The sequence below is a fragment of the Salegentibacter chungangensis genome, assembly GCF_042678405.1.
Classification (GTDB): Bacteria; Bacteroidota; Bacteroidia; order Flavobacteriales; family Flavobacteriaceae; genus Salegentibacter_A; species Salegentibacter_A chungangensis.
In genome coordinates, this window is the sequence record NZ_JBHTLI010000003.1 from 238,773 (window position 1) to 262,693 (window position 23,921).

Below are 23,921 nucleotides of genomic sequence, written 5' to 3' on the forward strand. Positions count from 1 at the left end.
ATTAATTCTTTTTAAAAGGTAATCCTAGTTCGGTTAACAATGATTTCGCTTCCTTGTCGGTCTTTGCAGAAGTAACGAAGGTGATATCCATTCCGGATATTCTGTTCACCTTGTCAATATCGATCTCGGGGAAGATAATTTGCTCCTGGACTCCCAGGTTGTAATTACCTCTACCGTCAAAACCGTCCGCTTTAATTCCGTTAAAGTCACGAACTCGTGGTAACGCAGATGTTATCAAACGATCTAAGAATTCGTACATTCTGTATCCTCGTAAAGTAACTTTAGCGCCAATTGGCATTCCTTTACGAAGCTTAAAAGAAGCAACGTCTTTTTTAGATATGGTTTGTACTGCCTGTTGACCGGTAATCGCTGTTAATTCCTCAATAGCGTAGTCGATAAGCTTCTTGTCTGCAACAGCAGCTCCAACACCACGGCTCAGAACTATTTTTTCAAGTTCCGGTATCTCCATTACGTTGGAATAGCTGTATTCTTCGGTAAGAGTAGACTTTACTCTGTCTTTATACTCTTGTTTAAGTCTTGGTACGTATGCCATAACTAAATTACTTCATTAGATTTTTTAGAAAATCTCACTTTCTTTCCGTCTTCCGTCTTGTATCCAACCCTGGTGGTTTCACCATTCTTGTCTATAAGAGACAGGTTAGACACATGAACAGGAGCTTCTTTCTTTGCGATCCCGCCTTGTGGGTTAGATGCACTTGGCTTCTCATGTTTAGAAACCATGTTAATCCCTTCCACAATAGCCTTATTTTTGTCAAGGAGTACTTTCTGCACTTTACCTTCCTGACCTTTATGGTCTCCGGCAATTACACGTACTGTATCTCCTGATTTTATCTTAAGCTTTGTCATTTCTTTAATGTATTAAAGCACTTCAGGTGCCAATGATACAATTTTCATGAATTGCTTATCACGAAGTTCTCTCGCAACCGGTCCGAATACACGAGTACCGCGCATTTCTCCGGTTGGGTTTAAAAGCACACAGGCGTTATCGTCAAAACGGATATAAGATCCGTCTGGCCTGCGAACTTCTTTTCTGGTACGAACAACAACTGCTGTTGAAACTGCACCTTTTTTGATATTCCCGTTAGGTGTAGCTTCTTTTACACTGACAACTATCTTGTCTCCAACAGAAGCGTATCTTTTCTTTGTACCTCCTAATACTCGGATAGCTAAAACTTCTTTAGCCCCGGTATTGTCTGCTACTTTTAGTCTAGACTCTTGTTGTACCATAATTACTTCGCTCTTTCAATTATTTCTACTAATCTCCAACATTTAGATTTACTTAAAGGTCGTGTTTCCATGATCCTTACAGTATCTCCTTCGTTGCAGTCGTTTTGCTCGTCGTGCGCTACGTATTTTTTCGTTTTTAAAACGAATTTTCCATACATAGGGTGTTTTACTTTCTTAACCTCAGAAACCACAATAGACTTCTGCATTTTATTACTTGTAACTACACCTATACGTTCTTTTCTTAAATTTCTTTTTTCCATCTTTCAGCAGAATAACACTTATTGTTGTTCTCTTTTAGTTAACTCTGTAGCAAGTCTCGCTATATCTCTTCTTACAGCTCTAAGCTGTATTGGATTTTCTAAAGGCGACACTGCGTGAGCCATTTTTAAGTCTGAATATGCTTTTCTAGACTTATCAAGCTCTTCTTGTAATTCTGCCACAGAAAATTCTTTTACTTCTGATTGTTTCATAACATTTAAATATTAAGCCTGATAATCTCTAGCTACAATAAACTTAGTTCTCACAGGAAGTTTCTGTGCTGCAAGACGCAACGCCTCTTTAGCAACATCCATTGGCACTCCGCCAATTTCAAACATAATTCTTCCTGGCTTTACAACAGCTGCCCAGTATTCAACGGCACCTTTACCTTTACCCATACGTACCTCAAGAGGCTTTTTGGTGATAGGCTTGTCTGGAAATATTTTAATCCATAAAGACCCTTCCCTTTTCATATAACGGGTAGCGGCAATACGTGCTGCCTCGATCTGGCGGGCATTCACAAAATTGCTATCAAGTGACTTGATACCAAATGTTCCGTTTGAAAGTCTGTGCCCTCTTTGAGCATTTCCTTTCATACGGCCCTTTTGCTGTTTACGATATTTTGTTCTTTTAGGTTGTAACATTTTTCTTTACTTTAAAAAATTACTTTCTACGACGTGATTTGTTACCACCTCGTCCGGCTCCGGATTTCCCTCCTTGCTTTTTTGCTAGGCCAACAAGCGGGGAAAGTTCTCTTTTTCCGTAAACCTCACCTTTCATGATCCATACTTTTACACCCAGTCTACCGTAGGTAGTATGAGCTTCAATCAAAGCATAATCAATATCGGCCCTAAAAGTAGACAAAGGAATTCTACCATCTTTGTATGCCTCAGAACGTGCCATTTCAGCACCGTTTAGACGACCGGAGATCTGAATTTTGATCCCTTCGGCGTTCATCCTCATAGCAGCCGCGATAGCCATTTTAATTGCACGACGGTAAGAGATACGATTCTCAATTTGTCTAGCAACACTAGATGCCACTAGGTGCGCATCAAGTTCTGGCCTCTTAATCTCAAAGATGTTAATTTGAACCTCTTTGTCGGTAATCTTCTTAAGCTCCTCTTTAAGCTTGTCTACCTCCTGGCCGCCTTTACCAATAATAATACCTGGTCTGGCAGTGGTGATAGTAACGGTTACAAGCTTAAGGGTACGCTCAATAATTACCCTAGATACACTCGCTTTAGAAAGACGAGCATGGATATACTTTCTAATCTTATCGTCTTCGGCTAACTTATCGCCGTAGTCATTTCCTCCGTACCAGTTGGATTCCCATCCTCTAATGATACCAAGGCGATTTCCGATTGGATTTGTTTTCTGTCCCATACTATCTCTTAGCTTTGTGTATTATTGTTTGCTCCAAGCACCAATGTAACGTGGTTGGATCTTTTTCTTATTCTGTGTGCACGACCCTGTGGCGCAGGACGAAGTCTTTTCAACATACTTCCCCCGTCTACACGGATCTCTTTTACGAACAACTCAGCGTCTTCAAGACTTGCATCTTCGTTTTTAGCCTGCCAGTTGGCGATAGCTGAAAGCAAAAGCTTCTCTATACGACCTGATGCTTCCTTTTGGCTGAATTTCAAAATATGAAGCGCTTTTTCTACTTTTTCACCACGAACAAGGTCTGCAACCAGACGCATTTTTCTTGGCGAAGTAGGGCAGTTATTCAACTTTGCAAAAGCTACCTGTTTCTTGGCTTCTTTTATTTGCTCTGCTCTTTCTCTTTTACGAACTCCCATAGCTTCAATTATTTTTTACCTTTATTTTTTGCACCTGCATGTCCTCTGAAAGAACGTGTTGGTGAAAATTCTCCTAATTTATGACCTACCATGTTCTCAGTCACATATACAGGAACAAATTGTTTCCCGTTATGAACCGCAATAGTTTGCCCAACGAAGTCTGGAGTAATCATTGAAGCTCTTGACCAAGTCTTGATCACGGCTTTCTTACCAGACTCAACGTTTTGAGTAACTTTCTTATCTAATTTATAGTGAACAAAAGGTCCCTTTTTTAATGAACGTGCCATATCTTATTATTTCTTTCTACGTTCTACAATATATTTATTACTCGCTTTTGTTCTTGAACGGGTCTTGAATCCTTTAGCAGGAAGACCTTTTCTAGAACGTGGGTGACCTCCTGAAGCTCTACCTTCACCACCACCCATTGGGTGATCAATCGGGTTCATAGCAACTGGTCTTGTTCTTGGTCTTATACCCAACCAACGTTTTCTACCGGCTTTACCAGATATCTGCAACTGGTGGTCACTGTTAGACACAGCTCCAATAGTCGCCATACAAGTAGACAATACTCTTCTGATTTCTCCGGAAGGCAACTTAACGGTTGCGTATTTCCCTTCTCTCGCCAATAACTGAGCAAATGCCCCGGCGCTACGCGCCATTACAGCACCTTGCCCGGCTCTTAACTCGATACAAGAGATAATGGTACCAAGAGGAATATATGCCAATGGCATAGCATTCCCGATTTCAGGAGCCGCTTGCTCTTTACTAGAGACAATGTTCTGACCTACCTGAAGCCCATTCTGAGCAATAACATACCTTTTCTCTCCGTCTTGATAGTTCAATAACGCGATAAAAGCAGTTCTGTTAGGATCATATTCTATAGTCGCAACAGTAGCAGGAATACCCTGCTTGTCACGCTTAAAGTCTACAACTCTGTAACGTCTTTTGTGACCACCACCTTTGTAGCGCATGGTCATTTTTCCCTGACTGTTTCTCCCACCTGACTTTTTTATCGGAGCCAATAGACTTTTCTCCGGCTTATCAGTAGTAATGGCGTCATACCCATTAACTACTCTAAATCGCTGTCCAGGTGTGATTGGTTTTAATTTTCTAACTGACATTGTTTAATCTTAAAGATTACTGTATAAATCAATAGTTTCACCTTCCGCCACCTGTACCAATGCTTTTTTATAAGCCTTGGTTTTACCAGTGATCATCCCAGATTTTGTATATCTGGTCTTACGATCTGGACGGACATTAATTGTACGAATTTTAGATACTGAAACGCCATAAGCAGACTCAACCGCGTCTTTTATTTCAATCTTATTCGCCTTATTATCAACCACAAAACTATAGCGGTTATTCAACTCGCTATCTGCAGTAGCCTTTTCTGTAATAATAGGTTTTATTAAGATACTCATAACGCTTATTTACTTAAATTCGACTCAATTCCTTCTAGAGACCCTTCCATGAACACGATATTATTCGCGTGCAATATTTTGTAAGTGCTTAATTCTGAGCTACTTACAACCTCAGAGCCTTTTAAATTACGTGACGACAAATATACGTTTTTATTTGAGCCACCCAATACTATAAGAGACTTTTTATTCTCTATGCCTAAGGCATTTAGAACGTCTATGAAGCTCTTCGTTTTTGGAGCTTCAAAGTTAAAATCTTCAACAACCATGATCGCCTTGTCATTTGCTTTAATAGATAAAGCCGATTTTCTGGCAAGACGCTTAAGGTTCTTATTCAATTTGAATCCGTAGTTTCTTGGTCTAGGACCAAAAACACGACCTCCACCTTTAAAGATAGGAGACTTGATGCTACCAGCTCTGGCAGTACCTGTACCCTTTTGCTTCTTGATCTTACGGGTACTTCCGGAAATCTCAGCACGCTCTTTAGCCTTGTGAGTTCCCTGACGCTGATTTGCAAGATATTGCTTCACATCAAGATAAACCGCATGCTCATTAGGCTCTATTCCAAAAACAGAATCAGAAAGGTTTGCCTTTCTACCTGTTTCTTTTCCTTTTATATCTAAAACTGCTACTTCCATTACTTACTAATGATTACGTATGAGTTTTTATGTCCTGGCACACATCCCTTAACAACAATAAGGTCCTTATCTGCCACAACTTTTAAAACTTTCAGGTTTTCTACTTTTACTTTATCTCCACCCATTCTACCGGCCATACGCATTCCTTTGAATACTCTCGCAGGATACGATGCTCCACCAATAGAACCAGGAGCTCTTAATCTGTTGTGCTGACCGTGAGTGGCCTGCCCAACTCCTCCAAAACCGTGTCTCTTAACAACACCCTGGAAACCTTTTCCTTTAGATGTACCTGAAATATCAACAAATTCACCTTCTTTGAAATGCTCCACGGTAACAGAGTCACCTAATTTGTAATCTTCATTATAACCCTGGAATTCCACGACTTTACGTTTTGCAACGGTTCCTGCCTTCTTCGCGTGCCCTTCAGCAGCTTTGCTTGCAGTCTTTTTGTCATCGAAACCAAGTTGAAGTGCTTCATACCCGTCAACCTCTTTGGTTCTGACTTGGGTAACTACGCATGGTCCTGCTTGAATAACGGTACAAGGGATATTTTTCCCGTTCTCGTCAAAAATGCTGGTCATGCCTACTTTTTTTCCTATTAACCCAGACATATTTAATTATTAGTTATTAATTATTTATTTAAAAAAATTCAGGGCAGAAAAATACTTTCGCCCTGAATGTATTTTTCTCCGTTTTTCCTTTGCGAAACGCGCAGGACATGTTACCGCGCAACCGAAGCTACGCGGATTTTTTTCTATCACACTTTAATCTCTACTTCTACTCCACTTGGCAGCTCAAGCTTCATCAACGCATCGATGGTCTTAGAAGATGAACTGTAGATATCAAGCAATCTCTTATAAGAGCTAAGCTGAAACTGCTCTCTGGATTTCTTGTTTACGTGAGGAGAACGCAAAACAGTAAAGATTTTTTTGTGCGTTGGCAACGGGATCGGCCCGGTTACCACAGCACCCGTGGTTTTTACGGTTTTTACGATTTTCTCAGCAGACTTATCTACCAAGTTGTGATCGTAAGATTTTAGTTTTATTCTTATTTTCTGACTCATGTTCCTAATATTATTCGTTTGAACCCTTTGTTGCTTTAATCACTTCTTCCGAAATATTAGAAGGAGTTTCAGCATAGTGAGAGAATTCCATAGTTGAAGTCGCTCTACCAGAAGACAATGTTCTTAATGTAGTTACATAACCGAACATTTCTGATAACGGCACTTCAGCTTTTACAATTTTCGCTCCAGATCTATCAGACATACTGTTTACCTGACCTCTTCTTCTGTTAAGGTCACCAACAATATCCCCCATATTTTCTTCCGGAGTTACTACTTCGATCTTCATAATTGGCTCAAGGATCACAGCTCCTGCAGATTTTGCAGCGGCTTTATATCCCATTTTAGCAGCCAATTCAAACGAAAGCTGGTCAGAATCCACAGGGTGGAAAGATCCATCCTTAAGAACAACCTTAAGACTGTCCATTGTAAATCCTGCCAAAGGACCATTCTTCATTGCTTCTTCGAAACCTTTCTGTACAGATGGAATGAATTCTTTAGGAATTCGACCACCTTTAATTTCGTCAACAAACTGAAGACCTGTTCCTTCGAAATCCTCATCTACAGGACCCATCTCAAATACGATGTCTGCGAACTTACCACGACCACCAGACTGTTTCTTATAAACTTCTCTGTGCTGGGCGGTTTTGGTAACAGCTTCCTTATATTCTACCTGAGGCTCACCTTCGTTCACCTCTACCTTAAATTCTCTCTTCAAACGATCCACAAGGATCTCGATGTGAAGCTCACCCATACCAGAGATAATGGTCTGTCCTGAAGCTTCATCTGTCTTCACCTGGAAAGTTGGATCTTCTTCAGCAAGTTTAGCTAAAGCCATACCCATCTTATCAACGTCAGCCTTGGTCTTAGGCTCTACCGCAATACCAATTACCGGCGCCGGGAAGGTCATAGACTCAAGAATAATCGGGTGATCTACATCTGTAAGAGTATCTCCTGTTTTAATATCTTTAAATCCAACCGCAGCTCCAATATCACCAGCCTCAATCTTATCGATAGGCTCTTGTTTGTTAGAATGCATCTGGTAGATACGCGAAATACGCTCTTTCTTACCTGAACGAACGTTCAATACGTAAGAACCTGCGTTTAAGGTACCTGAGTAAGTTCTAAAGAATGCTAAACGACCTACGAATGGGTCAGTTGCAATTTTAAATGCCAAAGCAGAGAATGGGGAGTCTACATTCGGCTTACGAGATTCCTCTTCGCCGGTGTTAGGATTTTCTCCAACAATCGCCTCAACATCTACTGGTGAAGGAAGATATCTCATCACCGCATCCAACATTGCCTGCACTCCTTTATTTTTAAAGGCTGAACCACACATCATAGGTATGATAGACATATCTATGGTTGCAGCTCTAAGAGCAGCAATAATCTCATCTTCAGTAATTGAGTTCTCATCTTCGAAGAACTTCTCCATTAAAGCTTCATCATACTCAGCTACAGCTTCTACAAGCTCAGCTCTGTACTTATCCACATCTTCTTTAAGCTCTTCTGGAATATCAATGGTGTCATAAGTCATTCCGTGATCTTCCTCGTTCCAGATGATCGCCTTTTTAGAAATAAGATCTACAACTCCCTTGAAGTCGATCTCATCCCCAATCGGCACCTGAAGCGGAACCGGGTTACCACCTAGCATTTCCCTAACCTGCTTACACACGTTAAAGAAATCAGCACCCTGACGGTCCATTTTATTTACGAACCCAAGACGTGGTACTTTATATTTATCTGCCTGTCTCCATACTGTTTCAGACTGTGGCTCCACACCGTCTACAGCACTAAACAAAGCAACAACCCCATCAAGAACACGTAAAGAACGCTCCACCTCTACGGTAAAGTCAACGTGCCCGGGAGTATCAATAATATTAACTATATATTCCTGGTCTTTATACATCCAGGTACAATGCGTTGCAGCTGAAGTAATGGTAATACCTCTTTCCTGCTCCTGCTCCATCCAGTCCATTGTTGCAGCTCCGTCGTGAACCTCTCCAATCTTGTGACTGATCCCTGTATAATAAAGAATACGCTCAGTAGTTGTGGTTTTACCCGCATCAATGTGAGCTGCAATTCCTATATTTCTTGTAAATTTTAAGTCTCTTTGTGCCATTTTATTTAGAATCTAAAGTGAGAGAATGCTTTATTAGCTTCAGCCATCTTATGCGTGTCTACTCTTTTCTTAACAGCAGCACCTTCTTCCTTAGCAGCAGCTAAAACTTCTGCAGCTAATTTCGCAGCCATAGACTTTTCATTTCTCTTACGAGAGAATGAAATAAGCCATTTCATAGCTGTAGATACTTTACGGTCTGGTCTTATCTGCATAGGTATCTGAAAGGTAGCACCACCAACACGTCTACTTCTAACTTCAACGTGAGGCATTACATTAGAAAGCGCATCTTTCCAAACTTCCAAACCAGTCTTCTCTTCGTCTTGTTTCTTCTCTTCTACAATCGCAATTGCATCGTAGAAAATTTTAAAGGCAACCGACTTCTTACCATCCCACATCATCATGTTCACAAAACGTGTCACAAGCTGATCGTTAAATTTAGGATCTGGTAAAAGTGGTCTTTTTTTGGCCTGTCTTTTTCTCATTTCTTTACATTAAAAGTTTTAAATTACTTTTTAGGGCGTTTTGCACCGTACTTAGACCTACGTTGTGATCTCCCCTCAACACCTGCGGTATCGAGCGCACCACGAACAATATGGTATCTAACTCCCGGTAAATCTTTCACCCTTCCGCCTCTAACTAATACTATCGAGTGCTCTTGTAAATTGTGACCCTCTCCAGGAATGTAAGCATTCACTTCCTTCCCGTTCGTCAACCTCACCCTTGCAACTTTACGCATCGCAGAGTTAGGTTTCTTAGGAGTGGTAGTATACACACGCGTACACACCCCTCTCCTTTGAGGACACGAATCCAAAGCAGCCGATTTACTCTTCTTAGTTATTTTGGCCCTTCCTTTTCGTACTAATTGTGAAATTGTTGGCATAATTTCTTTTACACTAATTATTGTTAAAAATTATCTCCCTATTTTTTAGGGTTTGCAAATGTAGAAATAAATACCAATAATTCAAATATATAATATATTAATTTTCAGACAGGTTGAAACAACTCCACCGACCTGAATTACCTTATATCATGTACTTCACAATAAATCACGTTGATTTATTGCGAAAAACAAAAAAAGACCGAAAACTCAAATTTTCACAAAAACCTGCAATTCTTTAACTAAAAATCAACAAAAACTCAATGACAGCAAGGGATGCCTTACAAATTTTAACATTTAAACCGTTTAGGCTTAAAAGCTCTGGTCTAGGGGAGTATCGGTGTTTATTAACAGGATTTTAATAAAAATTGGCGATTTTGAAAATAAAAGTTTGTTTAATTAACCATTTATTAGCACATTTGGCCTTGGCTAATTCAAACAAATTTAAAAATGAAAACAAAGTTTAGTACTATTCTAACGCTCATGTTAGCGTTAGTTGTGCAGGTAACGTTTGCACAACAAAGAACGATTACCGGTACGGTAACCGATGAGGACGGGCTACCTCTTCCAGGGGTAAACGTCCTGATTAAGGGCACCACATCTGGTGTTCAAACAGACTTCGACGGAAATTATTCGATACAAGCCGCTACCGGTGATGTATTGTCTTTCTCTTTCGTAGGTCTGGAAACTGCGGAATACACCGTAGCAAACAACGACAATATTGATGTGGTCCTTAAACAGGATGCCGCACAATTAGAAGAAGTTGTAGTTACGGCACTGGGTATTTCGAGAGAAAAACGATCTATTGGTTATGCCGCGCAAGAGGTATCTGGAGAAGAGGTTTCTACTGTAAAAGTAGACAACGTAGTTAACTCTCTTTCAGGTAAGGTAAGTGGGGTGCAGATTAAAGCCAACAACAACTTTGGTGGTTCTGCAAACTTCCTTATTCGTGGGGTTAGTTCCTTAACAGGTAACAACCAGCCATTATTCGTAATTGACGGAGTGCCAATCGCTAACACCGTAAACAACACTGATTCCCAAAGACAGGGTAGTACAGGTTATGACTACGGTAACGCCGCTTCTGACATTAACCCGGATGACGTTGCTTCTATTAACGTACTTAAAGGTGCTGCTGCATCTGCTATCTACGGTTCTCGTGGAGCAAACGGGGTTGTGATCATTACTACTAAATCTGGTAAAGCAGGTAGCACTAAAGTATCTGTAAGTTCTGGTGTAACTGTTGGAACCATAGATCCTGACACTTTTATTGAGTACCAGGATGAGTACGGTGCCGGTTACGGACCATACTACGGAGCTCCGAATTTTGACGGGTATTTCGAAAGATTTGATGTAGACGGAGACGGAACTATTGATGATGTAGTACCTACATTTGATGATGCATCTTATGGTGCTCCTCTAGACGGAAGATTAGTATACCAATGGGATGCTTTTGTTCCTGAGCACAGAAATTACCAGACTGCGACTCCTTACACTGCAGGAGCGCACACTCCGGAAGACTTTTTCGAAACTTCTTACCAGTTCAACAACTCTGTTGCGGTATCAGGAGGTTCTGAAAAACTTACTTACAGATTAGGATATACCAACTTTGAACAAACAGGTATGCTTCCTAACTCTAACCTGAACAAGAACACTTTTAACTTTAACGGAACTATCAAGATCAACGATCGTTTTAACGCAGGATCTTCTGGTAACTTCGTTGTTCAAAGAACTACAGGTAGAAACTCAACTGGTTACAGTGACAACCTAATGTCTCAGTTCAGACAATGGTGGCAGGTAAACGTAGATATGGAAGAACAAAGAAGAATCTTCGATGAAACAGGAAAGAATTATTCCTGGAACCACGAAGGTGCTCTTCAAGGATCTGAATTACAGCCACACTACTGGGATAACCCATACTGGACACGTTACAAGAACTTCCAGTCAGATAACAGAACTCGTTTCTACGGTAACCTTTATGGTACTTACAGTGTAACAGACTGGTTAGATGTAACCGCAAAAGCTGCTGTAGATACTTATAAAGAACTAAGAGAGGAAAGAAGAGCAATCGGATCTGTTGCTACTCCATTCGGGGTACTAAGAGATGATGAGTCTTCAGGATACGACAGAAAAGACATAGACTTTACAGAGTACAACTATGACTTGATGTTCAACGTAGATACCGATCTTTCAGAAGACATTAGCCTTGCTGGTGTTGCTGGTATCAACATAAGAAGAGAGAAGTACAGCTACTACCACCAGGCTACTGCCGGAGGATTAATTGCTCCAGGAGTATTTGCACTTTCTAACTCTGTAAACACCAACCCTAAGCCGGTTGAACAACTGAGAGAAAAGCAAGTGAACGGATACTATGCTCAGGCCTCTTTAGGTTATGATAACACTCTGTTCCTTGATCTTACGGACCGTGTAGATATTTCTTCTGCACTTCCAACAGATAATAATACTTACAACTACTATGCTGCGAGTACTTCTTTGGTATTCTCTAACCTTTTTGATGCAGGTTGGTTAAGCTTTGGTAAAGTAAGAGCTGGTTATTCTGAGGTAGGTAACGACCTTCCTGCAAATAACGTATATGACACTTACAACATTATCAACAACTTTGGTAGTGCTGCAAGATTCTCTTTCCCTGGAATTAAGCAAAACAGCGAGCTTAAGCCGGAAAGAACAAAAGAGATCGAAGTTGGTCTTGAAGCCAGAATGTTCAACAACAGAGTTGGGATTGACCTTACCTGGTACAAGAAGAACACTGAAGACCAGTTAATGCCGGTTGCACTTTCAACTGCTACAGGTTTTAACAGCCGTTGGTTAAACGCCGGAGAGCTTCAAAACAAAGGTATTGAAGCAAGATTGAACCTAGTACCAGTAAGCACAGATGACTGGAACTGGACAATTAATGTAAACTGGGCGAAGAACGACAACCTAGTGGTAGATCTTTACGGAGATCAGGAAAACCTTCAGTTAGCTTCTTACCAAGGTGGTGTTTCGCTTAACGCAACTGTAGGAGAGCCTTACAACACTCTTAGAGGTACAGGATTCGTTTATAACGAAGATGGCCGTAGAGTAGTTGATGCTAACGGATACTACAAAGCTGCAACTAACCAGGTAATTGGTGATGCCAACCCAGACTGGAATGGTGGTGTATCTAACAAGATCACTTACAAGAACCTTGCTTTAGGATTCCTAATCGATGTTCAACAAGGTGGTGATGTTTATTCACTGGATTTACACTACGGACAAGGTACAGGACTTCCTGATTACACAGCAGGTCTTAACGAACTAGGAAATCCAAAGAGAGATCCTGTTTCTGAAGGCGGTGGAATCCTTAACGAAGGTGTGACTGAAGATGGTCAGGAAAACACAACAAGAGCAAGAGCTGATTTCTACGGTGGTGCATACTACTGGGGTAACTCTAGCAGAAACCCTGCTGCTCTAACTGTTTATGATGCATCTTATGTTAAGCTTCGTGAACTATCTCTAACCTACAAGCTTCCTGTGAAGAAGTGGTTCGGAGATATGGTAAACTCTGCTAATGTTTCTGTAGTAGGTAGAAACCTATGGATAATCGACAAGAACGTTCCTTTCGCCGATCCTGAATCTGGATTAGGTGCAGGTAATGCTCAAGGTTACCTTTCAGGATCTTACCCAACTCTAAGAACAGTTGGTCTTAACTTAAACTTTGAATTTTAATAAATCATAAAGATGAAAAAAGTATTATTAACCATATTTTGTTTTACCTTCCTCTTCACTTCGTGTGAAGTAGATGAAGGTCTGAACAGAGACAAAAAGAACCCGACGGCCGTTCCAGGCTCAGGGCTCTTTACCAACGCTACGATTAACTTATTTAATCAGATGAATTCTGCCAGCGTTAATGAAAATGTATTTAGACTATATGCTCAGTACTGGGCACAGACTACTTACCCTGATGAAAGTCAGTACAACCAGGCTGGTCGTAATATAGGTGGAGATATCTGGGATGCTATGTACAGAGATGTATTAAAGGATCTTCAGGGAGCTCGTGAGACCCTAACTGCAAACAACGCAGCAGATCTTGAGAACAAGCTTGCCATTATTAATTTTATGGAAGTTTATGCTTACTCTGTATTAGTTGATACTTTCGGAAATGTACCTTATTCTGAAGCTTTAGATCCAACTAACCCATCTCCTAAGTATGACGATGCTGCTACTATCTACCAAGATCTATTGAGTAGATTAGACGAAGCTGTTGCTACTTTAGAGAACGGAGGCGGAGGTTTCGAAGCTAACGCAGATCCTGTATACAATGGAAATGTAGAGCAATGGGCAAAAGCTGCTAACTCTCTTAGACTGAGATTAGGTATGCGTCTTGCGGAAGTGAATCCTTCACTTTCTCAGACTACTGCTGAAAAAGCAATCGACTCTGACCTTATAACAGATAATGCTGATAACTTTGGTATCAAGTACCTAAGCGGAGCTCCTAACACTAACCCACTTTGGGTATCTTTAGTACAGAGTGGTCGTACAGACTTCGTTGCTGCTAATACTTTCGTAGATGTACTTAAGGAACTTGATGACCCAAGGCTTCCAATTTATTTCGAGCCTGTAGACGGTGAATTCGTAGGTGGTATCTATGGATCTGCAAACTCTCCTGCAAGTTATTCTCAACTGGGAGATATCCTTAGCGACCCAACCTTAGATGGTAACATCATTACATCTGCTGAAGTTCACTTCCTATTGAATGAAGCTGCAGAAAGAGGATACAGCACTCCTATGACTGCTGAAGAATACTACAATGCTGGTGTAACTCAGTCTATCCTTGAATGGGGCGGAACTGAAGAGCAGGCTAACGAATACCTTGCTCAGCCAGACGTAGCATACGATTCTGCAAACTGGGAAAGCAGTTTAACCACTCAAAAATGGATCGCTATGTTCAACAACGGATTTGAAGGATGGACATTATGGAGAATCTTTGAAGCTCCTGAACTTAATGCTCCTGAAGGAATGACTATAGATGACATTCCAACAAGATTCCTTTATCCAACAGATGAGCAAACAATTAGCCCGCAGCAATACAATGACGCTGCATCTGCAATTGGAGGTGATGAAAAAACTGTAAAGATTTTCTGGGACGTTGACTAATTAGTCACCCACCTCAATAAATTAAAAGGCTACCAGATTCTGGTAGCCTTTTTTTATTCATAATAAACAGGGATTTCATATAATAAGTGTTATTTTTAGGCTTTAACACCTAATTCAAAATAATTTAACAGTTATGAAAAAACTAATTTTAATTTTATTCTTAATTCCTCTAGTTTCCTTTGCCCAGGACAGAAACCCAAGTTTAAAGAGTAATGTGCTGGCCAATAATCTTGGAGATTTCGCCATGCAGAAGATCGATAAGGTATACCACAACGAATTCTCTGAAAAGGTTGGCGGGAAAGCTTACTTGTTCGATGATTGGCAAATGTGTATAATTAAAACAACTTATGATAACGGGTATACCTTCAGCATTCCCTGCAACTATAATTTATTCAGCGACAGGTTTGAAATGAAGGTAGATGATGAACTTTACTATTTAAGGAAAGATATCGTCGTAGAAATAAGATATGGAGACCGGGTATTTAAACCTACTCCTGTTACTTACAACAAGGACATAAAAAATTATGTTGAAGTTTTAGGAACCGGTGAAAAGTTTGACCTTGTTAAGCAATACTGGTTAAGAGTTAAAGATGTCCAGTCTACAACTTCCTTAGGCCTATACGAAAAAAAAGTAACCGTAAAGGATGACCGTTACTTTATGGATGACGAAAATAAGCTTACAGAAGTACCTAATTCCCGAAGAAAGATCTACGAAGCTTTAGGAATGTCCAAAGAAGAAAGAAAAGACTTCGACGGGAATATCAAGAAAAATGAAGACTTGGTAAAAGCTCTTTAATCCTTCTTAGATAAACAATTTTAAAACCATCCACATCGGGTGGTTTTTTATTTTATAATAAATTGGGTTCAGCCAAGGTTTAAATATTAACTTTGTCCTCTATGGAAAATTCTACAAAGATCTTCGGGATAAGAACGGTTATCGAAGCCGTTCAAAGCGGAAAGAACATCGACAAGATATATATTCAAAAAGGCCTTTCCGGCCATCTTTTCAAAGAATTGGAACAATTATTATCCAGGAACCAGTACAATGTAAGTTATGTCCCGCCGGAAAAACTTAACAAGCTCGCCAAAGGGAATCATCAGGGTGTGGTAGCGACCATTTCCCCGGTAAGTTTTATGAGCATTGAAGATCTTGTAGAAAAAGCTTTTTCCAACACCCCTACTCCCCTTTTCCTGCTTTTAGATCAGATTACAGATGCAAGGAATTTCGGGGCTATGATCAGAACCGCTGAATGCTGTGGAGTAAACGGCATCATAATCCCTGAAAAAGGAGCCGCACCGGTAAATGCCGATACGGTTAAAACCTCGGCCGGGGCAGTCTTCAACATTCCTCTATGTAAGGTTAACCATATTAAGGATGCCCTTTACTTCTTACAATCTTCAGATGTACAGGTAGTGGCTGCCACAGAAAAGACCGATGACACCATTTACGATATAGATTTCAAAAAGGCTTCAGCTGTAATTATGGGAAACGAGGCCAAGGGAGTTTCCAACTCTATTTTAAAAGCTGCAAACAAAAGGGCAAAGCTACCAATGTTCGGAACTATTGAGTCTCTTAATGTTTCAGTGGCCTGCGGGGCATTTCTTTATGAAGCCGTACGACAAAGACTTAAAGGCTAATCCTTCTTACGTTCTTTATAGATATAATTATAGGTGATCTCTCCTGAATCTCCCTCTTCGTCCTGCGGAAGCTTTTCAATAAAGTTCCCGTTCTCATCGAAGTGCTGCATAAACTCATCCTCCTCTTCATTATAACCGGGCTTCTGCCATTCATATTTTGGAGGCCGGGCGATCTTTTTCCGATAGATCAGCGAAAAAACGAAGCCGGAGAGCAAACCGGAAAGATGGCCCTCCCAGGAAATATCCGGCACTATCGGGGTGATATACCAGAGCATCCCGCCATAGAGAAATACCACGATCAAAGACAAGGCGATTAGCCTGTAGTGCCGGGAAAATATTCCTTTAAAGAACAGAAAGGCCGCCAGAAGATAAATGATCCCGCTCGCTCCAATATGATTGGCCGGGCGACCGATGGCCCAGGTCATTACCCCCGTTAACAAAAGTCCATAAAAGAGAAGTTGCCAGCTTATCTTCCTGTAGAAATAGAACAAAGACATAGACAGCACAAACAAGGGAATAGTATTGTTAAAAAGATGTTTCATCCCGGAATGAATGAAGGGCGAAAAAAATATTCCTCTCAGGCCTTTGAGTGTCCTGGGCTGTATTCCAAAGGAATTGAAATCGAAACCAAACCGAACCTCAAACCAGAAGACGATCCAGATCAATAATACGAACAGGAGTGGATATCCAACCACACCGGGTGAAAAAACAAATGGCTGACGCTGTTTCAAGAATTTTTACTTTTATATTAATATTACAAAAAACCATCCAATCTTTATCAGGCTGACAATGTATATTTGATTTACTAATTTTGTCAGATGAATAAACCATTAGCAGAGAGATTAAGGCCAAAAAGTCTGGATGATTATTTAAGTCAACAGCATTTAATTGGCCCCAAGGGAGTGTTGAGACAACAAATTAAGCAGGGCACTATTCCATCCATTATTTTCTGGGGCCCTCCCGGAGTGGGGAAAACCACCCTTGCAAATATAATTGCAACTGAAACAGACCGACCCTTTTTCACCCTAAGTGCAATAAGCAGCGGTGTTAAAGATGTAAGAGAGGTAATAGAAAAGGCTAAAAAGAGCGATGGCCTTTTCACCACCAAAAGTCCTATCCTTTTTATAGACGAGATCCACAGATTCAGCAAGTCTCAGCAGGATTCGCTTTTAGCCGCCGTAGAGAAAGGCTGGGTCACCCTTATAGGTGCAACTACCGAAAACCCGAGTTTCGAGGTAATATCGGCTCTTTTATCACGCTGCCAGGTATATATCCTTAAGCCTTTCAGCAAAAAAGATCTTGTTGCCTTATTAAAAAGGGCAATGACCGAAGATAAGACCATTTCAGCTAAAAAAGTAAAGCTGAAGGAAACCGAGGCCCTTTTAAGATTAAGTGGCGGAGATGCCCGAAAACTCTTGAATATTTTCGAATTGCTGGTAAACTCCATTCAGGAAGGGGAAGAGATCACTAACGACCTTGTTTTTGACAAAGTTCAGCAAAATACCGTGCTTTATGATAAATCCGGAGAACAGCATTACGACATAGTTTCGGCATTTATTAAATCGATACGCGGCAGTGATCCCAATGCCGCTGTTTACTGGCTTGCCAGAATGATTGAGGGAGGCGAAGACGTGAAGTTCATCGCAAGAAGATTGCTTATCCTCGCAAGTGAAGATATTGGCAACGCTAATCCTACGGCTCTGGTTATTGCCAACAATACTTTCCAGGCAGTCACCACTATTGGCTACCCGGAATCCAGAATCATCTTAAGCCAATGTGTAACTTACCTTGCTACCTCCCCAAAAAGCAACGCATCTTATATAGCCATCAACCAGGCCCAGAGTCTTGTAAAGAAGACGGGGAATCTTTCTGTACCGCTTTCCATAAGGAATGCTCCTACAAAATTAATGAAAGACATTGGTTACGGAGAGGATTATAAGTATGCACACAATTATGAGAATAACTTTGCCCCTGCCGAATTTCTACCCGATGAAATAAAGAATACAACTTTATATCAACCTGGGAACAATCAGCGGGAAAATGCACAAAGGGAATTCCTCAAAAAACGCTGGAAGGATAAATACGGATATTAATTCTGAACTTCATAGACCGTCTTAACCGATTTATTCCGGTTACGGTCATAAAACTCCACAACAAGGTTGCCGCTTTTATCAAAATAAGCCATTCCCTGTTTGGTCATAGAATTATAGATGAAGGCCTTGCCCATATCAGACTTCACAAGAACTGCAAAGGGCTCGGCCATTCCTTTCTGATAAAAGGAATACCCGTCGCCATTATCTTTCAGGAAAAAGACAGCATTCTCCCTCACAAAATATTTTTCGCTGGCAGGACTTTCCGCTTCGGTTAATTCGGGCTGTTGCCCGGACACTGACTCAGCAACCTCTTCTGCAACTTCAGTTGCCTCTTCAATTTCTTCTGCAGCCTCTTTGGCTTCGGCTTCTACCTCGGCCTCCACTTCAGCTTCCATCCCCTGCATTTCAGCTTCCCCCTCTTCCGTCTCTTCATTAACTTCAGTTACCGGGTCGGCATCATAATTATAATTCAAAGAATCTATTGAAGTAAAGGCATCTCTCAGGGCTTCGTGCCAGGCTTTTTTAAATTCCTTTTCACGGCTTCGGCCTTCCTTAGATTCAAACACTACATTCCCCCTGCAATCTTCAAGCAAGACCTTCATTTTAGTAACAAATATCCCGGAGTTATCCTTAACATCTGCTCTTAGCGCAAGACAATTATCATTATCCAGATCCTCTGGTTTATCTTCACTTTTCATATATGCATTAAAGCCGAATTTTTCAAATAAGAACTCTGTAAGCGAATTGATCTGGTACTGATCTTCTCTGTCGGCAAAATCATAAATTTCAGGCACCACGACATATTTAAATTTATTAAGATCCTGGGCTTCTGCCGCAAGGCCTGAGATCAATAAAACGAGGCTTAAAATTAGTTTCTTCATAAGAGTTTAAAAAATTAACTGCATTCCCAACTGCATTGAAAAGCTGTTCGCCTTTGCCAGGTTAGGTAGAGCCAGCAGGTTGTTAGCTGCAAGATACACATTAAATTTATTAAAGGTTGATGTGTACATTAGCCCGATATTCTTGAACGAATAATCATCTAAGGTATAGGCCAGTCTTACCCGCTGCTTTTCCGAGATCTTACGATCGTAATAGGCCGTCATTGCATAGACCATCCCCTGAGGCCGGTTTACCGAAGACAACTGCATTCCTGCAAGATTACTATACCTGAGCTTGCTTACCAGCCTGTAATTACACGGAAAAAGTTTTCTCCCAAATCCATATTCGGCCGAAGCAACTAATTTGAAAGGTCGCCAGGTACGGTAAGGTTTATTAAAGGTATCATCCCTAAGATTGGCATTCACCTCATCTTCAAAAATGTCCCAATACGGGATGGCCTCATCATTCTCATCAAGCTCAGGGAAAAGCGGCTCCAGGCCATCTGTTTGATAATCTCCATAGTAATGGTAGCTCTCCACATCCTGCTGCTGAAACATCACCCCAAGATCCCTGACAGCACCGGTGACCTTAAACTGCTCATTAACCTCATAAGTAAAGCCAAGGTCCACTCCAATTCCAAGATTCCCACCGAAGAAAGACCTGCCTAAAAGATCGGCGGTAGCTTCCTGTACACTCATCCCTTCTTCATTCTTAAGAGAAGCAAATCCCGAAGTTTGAATAAGCACATCGATATTTCGGGCAAAATGCCTGTAGACATTTGGGCCTTCAGGTGTTTCCACAGTAACAAATTCCCCCGTATTTCCCGTGCTCTCCACATTAAAGATCCCGGAATAGAATTTCACCCTCCCCCCCACGGTAAGGTCATTATCCCACCTAAAATTAAGGCCAATATGATACACGGTCATCACCTCGGCGGTGAAGGCTACCTGAGAAAAATCGAAACTCTGGTTAATATAATTACTGTTTCCTTCGTTCATTAAAAGCGCCAAATCTTTAGGAAAGTAAGAAAAGGCGTCAAGTTCCTGGTAAATTCCGGCTGAAAGATAGCTTCGGTTATCAAGGCGCCAGCCCAATGAAGCAATTTCCCACTGTTCATTAACAGAAAAATGGTCTTTAAAGGTCATATTCCTTATCGCCTCCCGAACCCTCAGATTCACATTATCGTTCTCGTCATTAAAAATATCGAAAAGAGTGACTCCGCTGGAACCGGCACTAAGGCTTATCTGAGAAAAAAATGGGATCCCGATATGACTATTAAATTTGATCTGTGCCCCGGGGTTACCCCTTAAGGTTTGCGGAAGGTTGTCTACATTATACAGCAGGGGTTTATGCTGAGCCGAGGCACCTGTAAGAAAACAAGTAAAAATAACCGCAATCCAGTACCTCATATCTAAAATTCAAACTTGAATAATCCGGTCGAATCAAAATCAAGCTGACCTTCAAGATTACCGGGAGCAGATTGCATTTGCAACTCCACGACCATTTTAATTGAATTTCGAAGTAAATGAATCCTGTCTTCTTCTACCACCTCCAGTGCCTCTGCCGAAGAAGGACTGGCCTCTGTTCCGGCAGGGATATCATAATTCACGCTGAATTGTTCAGCGCCGCTTTCGGAAAGGAAGCTGATTCGGGTTGTAAAGGCCTGGGAAAAAGTATTGGTATTACTGAAATATAATTCAGCTGAAAAAAGATCATTCTGAATATAATCGTCATCAAGAAATTCCAGGCGAACGGTATCTCTTATAGCCTGTTTTATCTCTCCGTTTTCAGAATCTATAAGATCCTTTTTTTCAACAGTATAAATAAGGAGGTCGGTCTGAATATCGGGGGTAAGCTGAATTTCCTTACCCTGGCCCAGGTCTACATCTTTAACGCAGGAAACCATTAATAAGGTTAATGCGCAAAAACCAAGAAACCTGCATGTAAGCCCGAATCCTTTCATTAATTATTTCTCTTAGACTAGCCTAACGAAATTAACAAAAGTTTATTACTAGAGGTAGCTTGTAATTTCATTTAACGTTTTTATACGAATTTCATCGATAGGCTCCGGTTTATTGTGATAGTCGAAAAATATGGAATGTAAGCCGAAATCTTTGGCTCCCTGAATATCGGCCTCATAATTATCTCCAATCATAACGCTGTTTGAAGCATTTGCTTTTGACTTTCCAAGCGCCTTTTCAAAAATAAGGGCGTGTGGTTTTTTAACGCCGGCTTCTTCGGAAGTGGTTATGGTCTCAAAATATTCCAGTATCCCTGAATTACTCATTTTGGTATGCTGAACTTCCTGAAACCCGTTGGTAATAATGTGGAGTTTATACTTCGGCTTTAAATAATCCAGCACTTCTTTGGTCCCATCCAGCAAATGGTTGTTCACCGGAAGGTATTTTATATAGTCCTTGGCCAACAGATCGATCACCTCATCTGTGGTATCCATTTCAAGCAGATTGAAACTCTCCTTAAGCCTTCCATACCTAAGAGCTTCCTTGCTCACCTTATTATCACGGTACAATTCCCAGTATCTAAAATTTACCGGCATATAAACCTCAAGAAAATCATTAAGCTCTACCTCCATTTTATGCAGCTCGAAAATCTTCTGAAACGCCAGCGAAGAATTCCTGTCAAAATCCCAAAGGGTATGGTCCAGGTCAAAATAAACGTGCTCTATATTATTCAATTTCATAGATCTGTTTTAAAAACGAATAATTCAGTTCCTTATCAAAATACTCTGAGAAATCCTGGTTCTTGAAGACCGCATTAAAGTGACCTCCAAGTCCTTTCACTTCCTGCATCATATTCCCTAACAGCCGCTGAACATCTTCCAGGCTAAGAATATCTGCAGCCGCTGAATTAAACGCATAAGGATGTACCATCAGCGGAGTGGTTACCTCCATATTTATATCATAGAATAAAAAAGGAGTACAGGTACCCGCCCTGAATCCCGGGGTATGAGGATACCCCATCGAGTAGTCGTGATTGATCTCAAGTTCATTAAGGTTATTATAACAATCCGGAAGATTCAGATCGTATTTAGTATTCATCACATACTCCAGAGGACTGTGAATGATATCTTCCATTCTAAGCTTCTCTCTGCGAAGAATTCTGAAATCATCTAAAGCATAATACCCCAGAAGAAGACCTACTTTGGCATAATCTGCAACATATTTTATCACCGACCTGTAAGGCATCCGGTTATGGTTGATGTTCCTGTCGTGAACCGTAAAGTCACTTAACTGAAACATAAACAACATCTTTAAATTGTAAGATTTTATGATTTCAATGAGGTCCTCAAATACATTAAAGGGATCTTTCTTCAAACGAAAGAGTACCCTTATTCTGTCAAACACTTTCCCAAAATGCAAATGGAACATATCAATATGCATTCCCAGGAAACTTCTTATAAATCCTTTATTCCTATATCCAAAAACGTGCTCCACTGCAATAACAGCGCGGGAAGAAAAAGATCTCTTCCCCACTTCAATTTCAGGGAAGCGTTCCTCGAGCACTTCCTTAAATTTGTATGCCCAGACATCGACCACCGGAGACTGTAAGAAACCTTCCTGGTACGCGAGACTTTCAGCAGCAGGGAATCTCCCTGCCTCATCTTTCACGTGAGGCAGATATTCTTCGTAGCGACTTAGCAAATAAAATGAAGCAGCAAATATATCGAAAGGTAAAGCACTTGTTTCCGGAAGCGGAAAAAAGCAAAAACTATTACCCCAGGGCTGCACTTTGATCTCTACTTCTGAAAAACCCTGTTCCATAAGCAGATCTACCTTCTGCACGAAAAGCTCATTCCCCAAGGGCTGCTTGCCATAAGACATCTTCATCCCGTCGTGCGCAATAAACTCTTCGATCTTAGTACTGAATTTCACCGAAATCCCCAGGATATTACTGCAGATATGTTTAAAGGTATAGACAATACGCGGAGTAACTTTTTGGGTATAGATCAGTAACATTCATCGTTTTTTAAAGAATACCTTCGTCGGCAAAGCTAAAATATGATTTTTCAGTTACAATAATGTGGTCCAGAACTTTAATGTCCAGACTTTCGGAAGCAGTCTTCAGCTTTTTGGTAAGTTGTTTATCGGCTTCGCTGGCGTTGAGATTTCCGGATGGATGGTTATGAGCCAGAATAATGGAAGTGGCTCCCAGCTCCAGGGCTTTCTTAAGCGTAAGCCTCACATCTACCAGTGTACCGGTTATCCCACCCTTGCTTAGTTGAAACTGATCTATCACCTTATTAGAGTTATTAAGATATAGGATCCAGAACTCTTCATGAGGCAATTCCCCTATCACGGGCTGCATCAGTTCAAAAACACTGGCACTGGAACTTATCTTCTTTTGTTCTAACGCTTCTTCAATTCTCCGCCTTCTTCCCAGTTCAAGCGCCGCAATAATACTAACGGCCTTAGCACTCCCAATCCCCTTAAAGTTACAAAGTTGATTTACGGAGAGCTTTCCAAGTTCGCTAAGATTGTTCCTGGTGTAAGAAAGAATTCGCTTACTTAGCTCCACCGCGCTTTCATTTCGACTTCCGGAACCAATGAGAATAGCAATGAGTTCAGAATCACTAAGGCTTAGTTTCCCTTTCTGAAGCAATTTCTCCCGTGGACGGTCGTCCTCCGCCCACTGGCGTATACTAAACCGCTGATTTTCTTCTTTCTCCATCGTTCAATAAATATAAAGAATGTATTCTTTATATTTTAAAACAAACTGGTTTTCAGAAAGATATTTATT

Annotated in this window: 29 protein-coding genes; 5 read left to right on the forward strand and 24 right to left on the reverse strand. The window is 40.8% G+C overall.

Features of this window, described 5'->3' with window-relative positions:
* Window position 1: 1 nt before the first annotated feature.
* The 17 genes from rplE to rpsL all read right to left on the reverse strand — a co-directional run bounded on the left by rplE (window position 2) and on the right by rpsL (window position 9,423).
* Window positions 2-553: a 50S ribosomal protein L5 gene (gene rplE / locus ACFQ3Q_RS13655; protein ID WP_380746775.1), complete on the reverse strand. Its 552-nt coding sequence runs from the start codon at window positions 551-553 to the stop codon at window positions 2-4.
* A 2-nt stretch (window positions 554-555) separates the two neighbouring features.
* A complete protein-coding gene (gene rplX / locus ACFQ3Q_RS13660; RefSeq protein WP_380746777.1) occupies window positions 556-867 on the reverse strand; it encodes a 50S ribosomal protein L24 in 312 nt (103 codons plus the stop codon).
* A gap of 12 nt (window positions 868-879) precedes the next feature.
* Window positions 880-1,248 (reverse strand): 50S ribosomal protein L14, encoded by a 369-nt coding sequence (gene rplN, locus ACFQ3Q_RS13665; protein ID WP_081208845.1) that lies wholly within the window; start codon window positions 1,246-1,248, stop codon window positions 880-882.
* Between the two features lie 2 nt (window positions 1,249-1,250).
* A complete protein-coding gene (gene rpsQ, locus ACFQ3Q_RS13670) occupies window positions 1,251-1,508 on the reverse strand; it encodes a 30S ribosomal protein S17 (protein ID WP_081208843.1) in 258 nt (85 codons plus the stop codon).
* Between the two features lie 18 nt (window positions 1,509-1,526).
* Window positions 1,527-1,718 (reverse strand): 50S ribosomal protein L29, encoded by a 192-nt coding sequence (rpmC, locus tag ACFQ3Q_RS13675; protein WP_081208841.1) that lies wholly within the window; start codon window positions 1,716-1,718, stop codon window positions 1,527-1,529.
* Window positions 1,719-1,730: 12 nt separating this feature from the next.
* Window positions 1,731-2,150 carry a 50S ribosomal protein L16 gene (gene rplP / locus ACFQ3Q_RS13680; protein WP_380746780.1) on the reverse strand — a complete coding sequence of 140 codons (420 nt, stop codon included), beginning with the start codon at window positions 2,148-2,150 and terminating at the stop codon, window positions 1,731-1,733.
* Window positions 2,151-2,169: 19 nt separating this feature from the next.
* The gene (gene rpsC / locus ACFQ3Q_RS13685) at window positions 2,170-2,889 is read right to left on the reverse strand and encodes a 30S ribosomal protein S3 (protein ID WP_380746782.1); all 720 of its coding nucleotides are present in this window, start codon (window positions 2,887-2,889) and stop codon (window positions 2,170-2,172) included.
* A gap of 8 nt (window positions 2,890-2,897) precedes the next feature.
* A complete protein-coding gene (rplV, locus tag ACFQ3Q_RS13690; protein WP_380746784.1) occupies window positions 2,898-3,305 on the reverse strand; it encodes a 50S ribosomal protein L22 in 408 nt (135 codons plus the stop codon).
* A gap of 8 nt (window positions 3,306-3,313) precedes the next feature.
* On the reverse strand, window positions 3,314-3,592 hold the full coding sequence (gene rpsS, locus ACFQ3Q_RS13695; protein WP_380746786.1) for a 30S ribosomal protein S19: 279 nt from the start codon (window positions 3,590-3,592) through the stop codon (window positions 3,314-3,316).
* Window positions 3,593-3,598: 6 nt separating this feature from the next.
* Complete coding sequence (gene rplB / locus ACFQ3Q_RS13700) at window positions 3,599-4,426, reverse strand: 50S ribosomal protein L2 (RefSeq protein ID WP_380746788.1); 828 nt, start codon at window positions 4,424-4,426, stop codon at window positions 3,599-3,601.
* Between the two features lie 9 nt (window positions 4,427-4,435).
* The gene (rplW, locus tag ACFQ3Q_RS13705) at window positions 4,436-4,726 is read right to left on the reverse strand and encodes a 50S ribosomal protein L23 (RefSeq protein ID WP_380746790.1); all 291 of its coding nucleotides are present in this window, start codon (window positions 4,724-4,726) and stop codon (window positions 4,436-4,438) included.
* Window positions 4,727-4,731: 5 nt separating this feature from the next.
* Window positions 4,732-5,361 (reverse strand): 50S ribosomal protein L4, encoded by a 630-nt coding sequence (gene rplD / locus ACFQ3Q_RS13710; protein ID WP_380746792.1) that lies wholly within the window; start codon window positions 5,359-5,361, stop codon window positions 4,732-4,734.
* Window positions 5,361-5,972: a 50S ribosomal protein L3 gene (gene rplC, locus ACFQ3Q_RS13715; protein ID WP_380746794.1), complete on the reverse strand. Its 612-nt coding sequence runs from the start codon at window positions 5,970-5,972 to the stop codon at window positions 5,361-5,363. Before rplC ends, rplD begins: the two co-directional genes overlap by 1 nt.
* Window positions 5,973-6,118: 146 nt before the next feature.
* Entirely contained in the window at window positions 6,119-6,424 is a 306-nt protein-coding gene (gene rpsJ, locus ACFQ3Q_RS13720) for a 30S ribosomal protein S10 (protein WP_007094989.1), read from the reverse strand.
* Between the two features lie 10 nt (window positions 6,425-6,434).
* Complete coding sequence (gene fusA / locus ACFQ3Q_RS13725) at window positions 6,435-8,543, reverse strand: elongation factor G (protein ID WP_380746796.1); 2,109 nt, start codon at window positions 8,541-8,543, stop codon at window positions 6,435-6,437.
* A gap of 5 nt (window positions 8,544-8,548) precedes the next feature.
* Complete coding sequence (gene rpsG / locus ACFQ3Q_RS13730) at window positions 8,549-9,025, reverse strand: 30S ribosomal protein S7 (RefSeq protein ID WP_380746798.1); 477 nt, start codon at window positions 9,023-9,025, stop codon at window positions 8,549-8,551.
* 23 nt (window positions 9,026-9,048) lie between these two features.
* The gene (gene rpsL, locus ACFQ3Q_RS13735) at window positions 9,049-9,423 is read right to left on the reverse strand and encodes a 30S ribosomal protein S12 (RefSeq protein ID WP_380746800.1); all 375 of its coding nucleotides are present in this window, start codon (window positions 9,421-9,423) and stop codon (window positions 9,049-9,051) included.
* Between the two features lie 447 nt (window positions 9,424-9,870).
* Here rpsL and ACFQ3Q_RS13740 point away from each other — a divergent pair, with 447 nt between their 5' ends.
* The 4 genes from ACFQ3Q_RS13740 (at window position 9,871) to rlmB (ending at window position 16,191) form a co-directional block, all read left to right on the forward strand.
* The gene (locus tag ACFQ3Q_RS13740; protein WP_380746802.1) at window positions 9,871-13,125 is read left to right on the forward strand and encodes a SusC/RagA family TonB-linked outer membrane protein; all 3,255 of its coding nucleotides are present in this window, start codon (window positions 9,871-9,873) and stop codon (window positions 13,123-13,125) included.
* 12 nt (window positions 13,126-13,137) lie between these two features.
* On the forward strand, window positions 13,138-14,553 hold the full coding sequence (locus ACFQ3Q_RS13745; RefSeq protein WP_380746804.1) for a SusD/RagB family nutrient-binding outer membrane lipoprotein: 1,416 nt from the start codon (window positions 13,138-13,140) through the stop codon (window positions 14,551-14,553).
* A gap of 133 nt (window positions 14,554-14,686) precedes the next feature.
* Window positions 14,687-15,349, forward strand: coding sequence for a hypothetical protein (locus tag ACFQ3Q_RS13750; protein ID WP_380746806.1), 663 nt, complete (start codon window positions 14,687-14,689; stop codon window positions 15,347-15,349).
* Between the two features lie 101 nt (window positions 15,350-15,450).
* On the forward strand, window positions 15,451-16,191 hold the full coding sequence (gene rlmB / locus ACFQ3Q_RS13755) for a 23S rRNA (guanosine(2251)-2'-O)-methyltransferase RlmB (protein WP_380746808.1): 741 nt from the start codon (window positions 15,451-15,453) through the stop codon (window positions 16,189-16,191).
* Here rlmB and ACFQ3Q_RS13760 read toward each other — a convergent pair.
* Window positions 16,188-16,886 carry a rhomboid family intramembrane serine protease gene (locus ACFQ3Q_RS13760; RefSeq protein WP_380746919.1) on the reverse strand — a complete coding sequence of 233 codons (699 nt, stop codon included), beginning with the start codon at window positions 16,884-16,886 and terminating at the stop codon, window positions 16,188-16,190. The two genes, rlmB and ACFQ3Q_RS13760, sit on opposite strands and share 4 nt — an antisense overlap.
* A gap of 123 nt (window positions 16,887-17,009) precedes the next feature.
* Between ACFQ3Q_RS13760 and ACFQ3Q_RS13765 the strand changes: the two genes are divergently transcribed.
* A complete protein-coding gene (locus ACFQ3Q_RS13765; protein WP_380746810.1) occupies window positions 17,010-18,284 on the forward strand; it encodes a replication-associated recombination protein A in 1,275 nt (424 codons plus the stop codon).
* On the opposite strand, the gene ACFQ3Q_RS13770 is transcribed toward ACFQ3Q_RS13765, so the two are convergent.
* Genes ACFQ3Q_RS13770 through radC form a run of 6 tightly spaced genes read right to left on the reverse strand, consistent with a single transcriptional unit; the run spans window position 18,281 to window position 23,852 of the window.
* On the reverse strand, window positions 18,281-19,165 hold the full coding sequence (locus ACFQ3Q_RS13770; RefSeq protein ID WP_380746812.1) for a hypothetical protein: 885 nt from the start codon (window positions 19,163-19,165) through the stop codon (window positions 18,281-18,283). The genes ACFQ3Q_RS13765 and ACFQ3Q_RS13770 overlap by 4 nt on opposite strands.
* Before the next feature lie 6 nt (window positions 19,166-19,171).
* Window positions 19,172-20,572: a DUF5723 family protein gene (locus ACFQ3Q_RS13775; RefSeq protein WP_380746814.1), complete on the reverse strand. Its 1,401-nt coding sequence runs from the start codon at window positions 20,570-20,572 to the stop codon at window positions 19,172-19,174.
* Window positions 20,573-20,574: 2 nt separating this feature from the next.
* A complete protein-coding gene (locus ACFQ3Q_RS13780; RefSeq protein ID WP_380746816.1) occupies window positions 20,575-21,126 on the reverse strand; it encodes a hypothetical protein in 552 nt (183 codons plus the stop codon).
* Window positions 21,127-21,174: 48 nt separating this feature from the next.
* Window positions 21,175-21,864, reverse strand: a complete 690-nt coding sequence (locus ACFQ3Q_RS13785) for a YjjG family noncanonical pyrimidine nucleotidase (RefSeq protein ID WP_380746817.1) — start codon at window positions 21,862-21,864, stop codon at window positions 21,175-21,177.
* The gene (locus ACFQ3Q_RS13790; RefSeq protein ID WP_380746819.1) at window positions 21,851-23,140 is read right to left on the reverse strand and encodes a polysaccharide deacetylase family protein; all 1,290 of its coding nucleotides are present in this window, start codon (window positions 23,138-23,140) and stop codon (window positions 21,851-21,853) included. The genes ACFQ3Q_RS13785 and ACFQ3Q_RS13790 overlap by 14 nt, the downstream gene beginning before the upstream one ends.
* A 10-nt stretch (window positions 23,141-23,150) precedes the next feature.
* Entirely contained in the window at window positions 23,151-23,852 is a 702-nt protein-coding gene (gene radC, locus ACFQ3Q_RS13795) for a RadC family protein (RefSeq protein ID WP_380746820.1), read from the reverse strand.
* Window positions 23,853-23,921 lie beyond the last annotated feature (69 nt).